The organism is Lentzea sp. NPDC006480 (genome assembly GCF_040611995.1).
Lineage (GTDB): Bacteria > Actinomycetota > Actinomycetes > Mycobacteriales > Pseudonocardiaceae > Lentzea.
The window spans coordinates 19311-28280 of sequence record NZ_JBEXPJ010000114.1; the positions used below are offsets into that span (position 1 = coordinate 19311).

Annotated in this window: 7 protein-coding genes and 2 pseudogenes; 3 read left to right on the top strand and 6 right to left on the bottom strand. The window is 67.6% G+C overall.

Annotated features, from left to right (window positions below):
- Positions 1-42: 42 nt before the first annotated feature.
- Complete coding sequence (locus ABZX92_RS32740; RefSeq protein ID WP_355567951.1) at positions 43-1125, top strand: hypothetical protein; 1083 nt, start codon at positions 43-45, stop codon at positions 1123-1125.
- Here ABZX92_RS32740 and ABZX92_RS32745 read toward each other — a convergent pair.
- Positions 1056-3134: an MMPL family transporter gene (locus tag ABZX92_RS32745; protein WP_355567954.1), complete on the bottom strand. Its 2079-nt coding sequence runs from the start codon at positions 3132-3134 to the stop codon at positions 1056-1058. The genes ABZX92_RS32740 and ABZX92_RS32745 overlap by 70 nt on opposite strands.
- Before the next feature lie 157 nt (positions 3135-3291).
- Between ABZX92_RS32745 and ABZX92_RS32750 the strand changes: the two genes are divergently transcribed.
- Positions 3292-4008, top strand: coding sequence for a TetR/AcrR family transcriptional regulator (locus tag ABZX92_RS32750; protein WP_355567956.1), 717 nt, complete (start codon positions 3292-3294; stop codon positions 4006-4008).
- On the opposite strand, the gene ABZX92_RS32755 is transcribed toward ABZX92_RS32750, so the two are convergent.
- From ABZX92_RS32755 to ABZX92_RS32765, 3 genes and pseudogenes are all read right to left on the bottom strand, one after another.
- Positions 4001-4123, bottom strand: a complete 123-nt coding sequence (locus tag ABZX92_RS32755; RefSeq protein ID WP_355567959.1) for a hypothetical protein — start codon at positions 4121-4123, stop codon at positions 4001-4003. The two genes, ABZX92_RS32750 and ABZX92_RS32755, sit on opposite strands and share 8 nt — an antisense overlap.
- A 243-nt stretch (positions 4124-4366) precedes the next feature.
- The gene (gene leuS / locus ABZX92_RS32760) at positions 4367-7144 is read right to left on the bottom strand and encodes a leucine--tRNA ligase (protein WP_355567962.1); all 2778 of its coding nucleotides are present in this window, start codon (positions 7142-7144) and stop codon (positions 4367-4369) included.
- 151 nt (positions 7145-7295) lie between these two features.
- Positions 7296-7424 (bottom strand): annotated as a pseudogene (locus tag ABZX92_RS32765) (esterase-like activity of phytase family protein); the annotation flags it as partial.
- A 143-nt stretch (positions 7425-7567) separates the two neighbouring features.
- Here ABZX92_RS32765 and ABZX92_RS32770 point away from each other — a divergent pair.
- Positions 7568-7972 carry an SdpI family protein gene (locus tag ABZX92_RS32770; protein ID WP_052684865.1) on the top strand — a complete coding sequence of 135 codons (405 nt, stop codon included), beginning with the start codon at positions 7568-7570 and terminating at the stop codon, positions 7970-7972.
- 18 nt (positions 7973-7990) lie between these two features.
- On the opposite strand, the gene ABZX92_RS32775 is transcribed toward ABZX92_RS32770, so the two are convergent.
- A complete protein-coding gene (locus ABZX92_RS32775; RefSeq protein ID WP_355567965.1) occupies positions 7991-8563 on the bottom strand; it encodes a YqgE/AlgH family protein in 573 nt (190 codons plus the stop codon).
- A gap of 315 nt (positions 8564-8878) precedes the next feature.
- Positions 8879-8970, bottom strand: a pseudogene (locus ABZX92_RS32780) (1-acyl-sn-glycerol-3-phosphate acyltransferase); the annotation flags it as partial.

Below are 8970 nucleotides of genomic sequence, written 5' to 3' on the forward strand. Positions count from 1 at the left end.
GGAAGTAGATCGAAAGCACCCGGAAGTGGTCCCATCGGGCGTATGGCAAAGCCACGCCTCGTGGCCGCGGTTCTAGCGCTCTCAGCGGCCTTCGCGGCGATGGGTGTCGAGCAACGGCACGACTTCACGACCACTTCCGCAGCGGCAGCCCCGCGCGCCTACGTGGTCGGCAGAACCGGGCTCGTCCAGGTCGTCGACACCAGAAGCGGCACCGTACTCGCGCACGCTGACACAGCGGGTCGCGCGACGGGTGTCGCCGTGTCGCCGGACGGTCAGCGCCTCTACGTCGTCAACGGCTGGACCGGCGCGATCACCGAGGTCGACCCGAACACCGGCGCGGTCATCGACCGGCTCTTCACGCAGGTCCAGCTCTCGCAGGCGGTGATGCGCCCGGACGGCAGGCGTCTCTACGTGTCGGCCGCCGGCAGCGTGGCGGTGGTGGACCCGGAGACCTTCCGCCTGGTCGCCGCGGTCAAGGTGCCGGGCCAGCCGCAGGGCCTCGCCGTGCACCCGAACAACCAGATCTTGTACGTGGCCAACGCGCAGGACGGCACCGTCGGCCTGGTCGACACCGCGACGGCGTTCCAGACCTCGACCGTGCAGGTCGGCGGGCTGCCGCAGTACCTGGCGATCTCCCCGGACGGCAAGCGCCTCTACGTGAGCGGCATGCGGCTGGGCGAGCAGACGCCGGGCACGCTGACCGTGATCGACACGACCACGAACCAGGTCGTCGGCTCGATGAGCGTCGGCAGGGGAGCGGGCAGCGTCGCCGTCACCCCGGACGGCGCCACGGTCTACCTGGCGCTGCCGAAGGAGGGCTCGGTCGCGGTCATCGACACGGCGACCATGACAGTGCGCGAACGCCTGCCGATCGACACTCCGGGGGTCGCCATCGCGCCGGGTGACCCGAGGGTGTTCCTCGCGACCGGCCCGACGACGACCGTCCTGGACAGCTCGAACGCGGTGCTGGCCACGTACCGGATGAAGCCGGACGAGCTGCAGGAGACGACGGGGCCGCGCCAGTTCGACGCGGCCATGATCGCCTTCCCTCCCGGTCAGCCGACGGCGACCGGCTCGCGGATCTCGTCGTCCCAGTCGTCGAAGTCGTCCACCGGCTCGTCGTGAAGCGCGAGACGTTCCTGAATCCGCTTCAACGGACCCGGTGACCACCAGGCAGCGTTGCCGAGGAGCTTGAGCACGGCCGGCACGAGCAGCATCCGGACCACCGTGGCGTCGAGCGCCAGCGCGAGGATCATGCCGACGCCGACGAACCGCATCATCGCGACCTGCGAGAACGCGAACGCGCCGGTGACGACGATCAGCAGCAGTGCAGCCGAGGTGATCACCCGGCCGGTCTTGGCCAGGCCGGTGCTCACCGCCTCCTCGGTCGTCGCGCCGTGACCGCGCGCCTCGACCATCCTGCTGAGCAGGAAGACCTCGTAGTCCGTCGACAGGCCGAACACGATCGCGGCCATCAGCACCACGATGCCGGACTCCAGCGGCCCTGGCGTGACGCCGAGCAGGTCAGCGCCGTGGCCCTCCTGGAAGATCCAGACCAGCACGCCGAACGTGGCGGACAGCGACAGCGCGCTCATCACGACCGCCTTGATCGGCAACACGACCGAGCCGAACGCCAGGAACATCAGGATCAGCGTCGCGCCGACCAGCAGCCCGATCATCAACGGCAGGCCCTTGGCGATGGCGTCGAGCGAGTCGGTGACGATGGCGGTGTTGCCGCCGACCAGGACTTCGGAGTTCGGCGGCGGTGTGATTGCGCGAACGTCCTTGAGCGCCTGCTTCGACTCGCTGCTCAGCGCGTCGTGCTCCAGCCCGGCGGCCGCGGCCGTGACGCCCTTGTCCGAGCCCATCGGCCGGACCTCGCCGATGCCGGTGACGTCCTTGACCTTGTCGAGGTACTGCTGCGTGGCTGTTTGGTCGCCGCCCTTGATGACGATCTTGAGGCCGGTGTTGGAGAGCGCGGAGAAGTTCTGGTTGATGTTCTCGGTGGCGACGCGCACGGCGTTGCCCTCGGGCAGGACCTTCTCGGTGACCTGGCCGAACTGGACGTTGAGGAACGGCGCGCCCAGTGCCCCGAGGACGGCGATCAACGGGATCGCGAACAGCAGCGGCCGCTTCATGACCTTGCCGCTCAGGCTGCGCCAGCCCCGTTCGCTCGGCTCCTTCTTGCGCCACGGCATGGCGAGCTTGTCGACCCGGTGGCCGAGCACGCCCAGCAACGCGGGCAGCAGCGTCAACGACACCAGCGCGGCGATCGCGACCGACGACATGCCGCCGTACGCGAGGGACTTCAGGAAGCCGTGCGGGAAGATCAGCAGCCCGGCGAGTGCGATGACCAGCAACGTCGCGGAGAACATCACGGTGCGACCGGCGGATGCGACCGTCCGGCCGACTGCCTGCTCGGTCGTGCGGCCTGCCGCGAGCTCCTCGCGGAACCGGCCGACCATGAACAGGCCGTAGTCGATCGCCATGCCCAGGCCGAGCAACGACGCGACGTTGACCGCGAACGAGTTGACCTCGGTGAAGGTCGCGATGCCGTGCAGCACGCCGAGCGCGCCCATGATCGCGAGCCCGCCGACGACGACGGGGAGACTTGCGGCCACGAGACCGCCGAAGATGATCACAAGCAGCAGCAGGACCAGCGGCAGCGAGAACATCTCCGCGCGCGTGAGGTCTTCCTGCGACATGTCGTTGATTGCCTTCTGGGTGGGCACGAGCCCACCGACCTGCTGGGTGAAGCCGTCGACGTTCAGCTGCTTCTGAATGTCCTCGAACTGCTTGATCTGCTCGTTCGAGTCACCGCTCGTCAGCGTGATGGCGACCAGCGCCTGCTGCTTGTCGTCCGACGGCACCGGCCCGGTGGCCTTGAGCACGTCGTGGCGGGGGAAACCGCTGATGTGGTCCGCGATCTTCTTGAGCTCGAGCGGGTTGGCGAAATCGCCGCGGTAAATGACGATCACATCACCGTTCTGCCGCCCGAACGCCTCCTCAGCTACCTTGTCGGCCCGCGCCGCCTCGCTGGAAGGAGCCTCGTAACCACCCTGGCTGAGCTTGTCGAACACGCCCAGTCCCCACACGCCGCCGAGCACGGCGAGCAGTACGGTCGCGATCAACACCACCCACCGGCGGCGATATGCGATAGATCCCCACTTCGCGAACATCGACGACGGCCTCCTGGGTTACCGTGCTGTAAATACCGTGAACTCTTGTAAACACCGTTCACTGAAACCGTACGGGGCCGTGGACGGGGTCTACAACCCGATGGAGTGACATATGACCGAGGCCACTCGCCGAGAACGACTCCGCGCAGAAACCGAGCGTGAGATTCGGCAGGCGGCCCGCGCCCTTTTGGTGGAACGCGGCCGCGACGCAGTGACCCTGCGTGCGATCGCACGCGAGCTGGGCATCACCGCGCCCGCCTTGTACCGCTACTACGACTCCCACGACGCGCTATTGCGGCAGCTCTGCGACGACATCTGCGCCGACATGGCGGCGGCCCTCTACGCGGACCTGTCGCTGGAGACGGGACACGTGGGCTGCAAGGTCAGGGCGGTGTGCCGAGCCTTCCGCCGCTGGGCGCTGGCTCATCCCCAGGAGTTCGCCCTGGTCTTCGCCTCACCCAGGGACCCACTGGGCGCTGATCAGTTCGGCTCGGTGTTCCTGCAGCTGGCCGGGCAGCTGATCGCCTCGAACCTGGTCGCCACCCATGCGGACGACGAGGTGCCCGAGGTGCTGCACGAGGACCTGGTCAGGTTCCAACAGGTCCTGGTGGACGCGGTGTCGGTGCACGGCGTCCAGATCGGCGAGGACATCCTCAACCTGGGCAAGATCTACCACGTCGTGCAGTCGTGGGTGCGGCTGTACGGGCACGTGGCGCTGGAGGTGTTCGGGAGGTTCCCGTTCGCGGTGAGCAACCCGGAGCCGATGTTCGACAGCATGCTCGACCAGATGCTCACCGACATCGGCTTCCAGGAAGACCAGGTCAGCTGACGTCGAAGGCGCTGTCGGCGAGCCCGGTCATCAGCACCTCGGCCGGGTCGCGCACGTCGATCCGGTGGACCGCAATCGGCGCTCGCCACCCCCGCGCCTTTTCCTTGTGACGCAACGCGCGAACCCCCGATTTGGTTCCGGCGTTGTCCACAGGCTACTCGGATCCGGATAACCGCAGGTCCAGAAGCCTGAAGCCTGTGGACAACTCGCGATCAAGGCGCACCAACGCGCGCTCGGCGAGCTCATCGGAGCGTTGCGGGCGACATGCGCAGCCGACCCGTCACTCGACGTCGAGCAGGTGCCGAGGGAGCTGGCGCTGCCGTGAGACAGCGCCAGCCCGCACGAACTACAGAACGAACTACAGAACGACGTTCACCAGACGGCCGGGCACGACGATCACCTTGCGCGGCTCGCCACCGGCGACCAGCTCGGCGATCTTCTCCTCGGCCAGCGCCGCGGCCTTGATCTCGTCCTGCGAGACAGAAGCCGAGACCACGACCCGCGAACGGACCTTGCCGTTGACCTGGATCGGGTACTCGACCGTGTCCTCGACCAGGTACTGCTCGTCCGCCTCGGGGAACGGGCCGTGCGCCAGCGAGTCGGCGCGGCCCAGCTTCGCCCACAGCTCCTCGGCCACGTGCGGGGCCTGCGGAGCCAGCATCAGCACCAGGGGCTCTGCCAGCGCGCGGGGCGTGCCGGCGGCGTAGTGCTTGGTGACGAAGTTGTTCAGCTCGATCAGCTTCGCGCCCGCCGTGTTGTAGCGCAGGTTCGCGTAGTCGTCGTGGACGCCGGCGATCGTCTTGTGCAGCAACCGCAGGGCCTCGACGGACGGCTCCTCGTCCGTGACGCGCAGCGAGCCGTCGGTCTCGTCGACCAGGTTGCGCCACAGACGCTGCAGGAACCGTTGCGCGCCAACGACGTCCTTGGTCGCCCACGGACGGGACACGTCCATCGGGCCCATGGACATCTCGTAGAACCGGAAGGTGTCGGCGCCGTACTTCTCGCACATCTCGTCCGGCGTGACGACGTTCTTCAGGCTCTTGCCCATCTTTCCGTACTCACGGGTGACTTCTTCGCCCTCGTAGAAGAACTTGCCGTCCTTCTCGACGACCTTGTCCGCGAACACGTGGGAGCCGCGGGCGTCCCGGTAGGCGTACGCCTGGATGTAGCCCTGGTTGAACAGGCGGCGGTACGGCTCGTCGCCGGACAGGTAGCCCAGGTCGAACAGGACCTTCTGCCAGAAGCGCGAGTACAGCAGGTGCAGCACCGCGTGTTCGACACCGCCGATGTACAGGTCGACGCCGCCGGGGTCGGTCGGGCCGTGCTCGGCCGTGCGCGGGCCCAGCCAGTACTTCTCGTTCTCCGGGTTGACGAACCGCTCGGTCTCCACCGGGTCGACGTAGCGCAGCTGGTACCAGCACGAACCCGCCCAGTTGGGCATCGTGTTCGTGTCGCGGCGGTAGGTCTTCACCCCGTCGCCCAGGTCCAGCTCGACCGTCGTCCACTCAGTAGCGCGCGACAGCGGCGGCGACGGCTCGGTGTCCGCGTCCTCCGGGTCGAACGTGCGCGGCGAGTAGTCGTCGACGTCCGGCAGCTCGACCGGCAGCATCGACTCGGGCAGCGGGATCGCGGTGCCGGTCTCGTCGTAGACGACCGGGAACGGCTCGCCCCAGTAGCGCTGCCGGCTGAACAGCCAGTCGCGCAGCTTGAACTGGACGGTGCCGTGGCCGTGGCCGTTCTCCTCCAGCCAGCCGATGATCGTCTTCTTGGCGTCGTCGATCGCCATGCCGTCCAGGAACCCGGAGTTCACCGCGGGTCCGTCTCCGGTGTAGGCGTCGCCCTCGAAGCCTTCCGACGGCTGGACCGTGCGGATGATCGGCAGGTCGAACTTCTTCGCGAAGTCCCAGTCGCGCTGGTCCTGGCCGGGGACGGCCATGATCGCGCCGGTGCCGTAGCCCATCAGCACGTAGTCGGCGATGTAGACGGGGATTTCCTTGCCGTTCACCGGGTTCGTGGCGTACGCCCCGATGAAGACGCCGGTCTTCTCCTTGTTCTCCTGACGGTCCAGTTCGGACTTCAGGGACGCCGCGCGCCGGTACGCGGCGATGTCTGCCACGCGATCGGGCGCCGCAATCTGGTCCACCAGCTCGTGTTCCGGTGCCAGGACCATGTAGGTCGCGCCGAACAGTGTGTCCGGACGGGTCGTGAAGACCTCAATGTTCTCGTCTCCCACCGCGAATCGGACTCGGGCACCGTGCGAGCGCCCGATCCAGTTGCGCTGCATGGCCTTGACCTTGTCCGGCCAGTCCAGCCGGTCCAAGTCGTCGATCAGCCGGTCCGAGTACGCGGTGATGCGCATCATCCACTGGCGCAGGTTTTTCCTGAACACCGGGAAGTTGCCACGCTCACTGCGACCGTCCGCGGTGACCTCTTCGTTCGCCAGCACAGTACCCAGTCCCGGGCACCAGTTGACGGGCGCCTCCGACAAGTAGGCCAGCCGGAATTCGCCCAAGATCCTTTGCTGGTCGGCAAAAGACAGCTCAGACCACTTGCGACCGTCCTCGACCGGGCGCTCGCCGGACTCGAACTGGGAGATCAGCTCGGCGATCGGACGAGCCTTGCGCGCGTCTGCGTCGTACCAGGAGTTGAAGATCTGCAAGAAGATCCACTGGGTCCACTTGTAGTACTCGGGGTCGATCGTCGAGATGCGGCGCCGCTCGTCGTGGCCCAGCCCCAGCCTGCGGATCTGGCGCAGGTACGTGTTGATGTTGGCTTCGGTCGTCTCGCGCGGGTGCTGCCCGGTCTGCACCGCGTACTGCTCAGCGGGCAGGCCGAACGCGTCGAAACCCATGGTGTGCAGGACGTTGCGGCCGTTCATGCGGTGGTAGCGCGCGAAGACGTCCGTGCCGATGAAGCCCAGCGGGTGGCCGACGTGCAGGCCCGCGCCGCTCGGGTACGGGAACATGTCCTGCACGAACAGCTTGTCGTTCGGGACGTCGCCCTTGAGCGCACCCACGGGGTTCGGCGCGTGGTAGGTGCCGTGGTCCTCCCAGTACCGCTGCCACCGCTCCTCGATCTGGTTCGCCAGCTCGGCGGTGTAGCGGTAGGCGGGGGTCTCCGCCGCGTCCGTGCTCATCTCAACGTCCCTCTCACGTCTTTTCCTGCCCCTGACATGACGAAACCCCCAGCCCAGAGAGGGCATGGGGGCTGCCGCGCCGACCGTCTCGCGATCAGGTCTGCGCGGCTAGATAAGGAGCAGGCGGGCCGTGCTCATGTCGTCAACGGTATCAGCGCACCGCAAGCGCGATGAACTGGGTGACCTGGGCCGCGCTGAAGTTGTCGTCCGAGACCAGCCACAACGTCCGGTCCGGGCTCCAGGCCATGCCCTCCAGGTTGTCGACCTTGCTCACCGGAAACGTGAACGACCGCTCCAGCACCAGGTAGACGCCGGGCGCCTTCTGCAGCACGGGGACGCGCAGGAGCCGTCTGAGCATGGCGCACAGCACACCTGACCGGGGTGACTGCCAGGTGAACTGCCGATCCGTCTTACCCTCATGGGGTGAACATCGTGCTGTCGGTCGTCCTGGGTGTGCTCGGCGTCGCTCTCGGCGCGGTCGGTCTGCTGGGTCTGCAGGGCAAGCTGCGGCGCAACCGCTACGTCGGTGTGCGCACGGCGGCGGCTCTGCGCGACGAGGAGACGTTCGCGCTGGCCAACCGCGTCGCCGGGGTGCCGAACGTGGCGGCGGGTGTGGTGGCGATCGTGTCCGGCGCGATGTCGTTCGTCATGGCCGACCTGGCCGTCACCGCTGGGATCATCGGACTGGTGGGCGCGCTCGCGATCGCCTTCGCCGGTGGCATCGTCGGCAGCCGGGCGGCGGCGCTGGTGCCGGAGCCGGTCAAGCCCAAGGGTTGCGGTGGCTGCGCCTGCGGTGGTGGCGGTTGCTCCCCGCTGGCCGGCCTGTAACCCGAAGTTTCACGTGAATCAGTTCTCGCGGACGTCCTTGGGATAGGTGGACAGCAGCGCCAGCGGCATGCCCTGCCGGCGCAGCACCCGTCCCCACAGGTCGACGTTCGCGCCGACGAGCACGTCGTCGGCCAGTCCGGTCACGACGATCCAGTCGCCGCGCTCGATCTCACCCGCGAGCTGGCCCTCGCCCCAGCCCGCGTAGCCCGCGAACACCCGCAGGCCGCGCACCAGCGGCATCAGGTCGTCCGGCTCGGCGTCGAGGTCGATCAACGCCACCGGCCCCTGCACGCCGACCAGACCCTCCACGGCCGACGGGTCGGTGCCCGCCTTCAAGGCCGCCAGGCACAGCGCCGTCTTCTGCTCGACCGGGCCACCGATGTAGATGCACTGCGGCTTCGTCACGTGCGGACCCCACGGCGGCAGCACGTCGTGCACCGCCACCTCGGACGGACGGTTCAGCACGACGCCGAGGGTCCCCTCAGGACGCTGGTCGATGATGTAGACGACGGTGCGCGTGAAGTTCGGGTCGTTCAGGCTCGGAGCGGCAACCAACAGGGAGCCTGGCTCGACTTCGGCATCGGGACGCACGTCACCATGAAATCACCCGTGATCGCCGGAACAACTCAGGGCCGCGCCCCGTTAGACTCAGGTGTCGGATGTCTTTGTGTCCCCCGGGCTCAACAGACAACCGCCTTCGCGGAATACCGTTCGGCTGGAGCCGCGTAGTGCACCGCGCCGTGAGGCGACCTGGCATCCGATCCACGGGAGCCGGACCGAGAGGTCCGGCTTTCGTGGTTTTCACCCCAACACGCCTAGAGTGCAACGGTGACAACGCTTGCGGTGGAACAACACCACTGGGGATCACGCCGGTTCCTCGGCATCCCCGAGTACCGCAGGCTCCTCGCCGAACCGGACGGTCACGGGGACGATCCTCGGGATCTTGCGGCCGACGGGCTGCACCTTGTCCGTGCCGATGATGCCGACCGGGATGACCG

Coding starts and splice junctions, on each gene's coding strand:
- ABZX92_RS32740 (WP_355567951.1), top strand. CDS start 43: ATGGCAAAGCCACGCCTCGTGGCCGCGGTTCTAGCGCTCTCAGCGGCC.
- leuS (WP_355567962.1), bottom strand. CDS start 7,144: ATGAGCACGGACGCGGCGGAGACCCCCGCCTACCGCTACACCGCCGAG.
- ABZX92_RS32750 (WP_355567956.1), top strand. CDS start 3,292: ATGACCGAGGCCACTCGCCGAGAACGACTCCGCGCAGAAACCGAGCGT.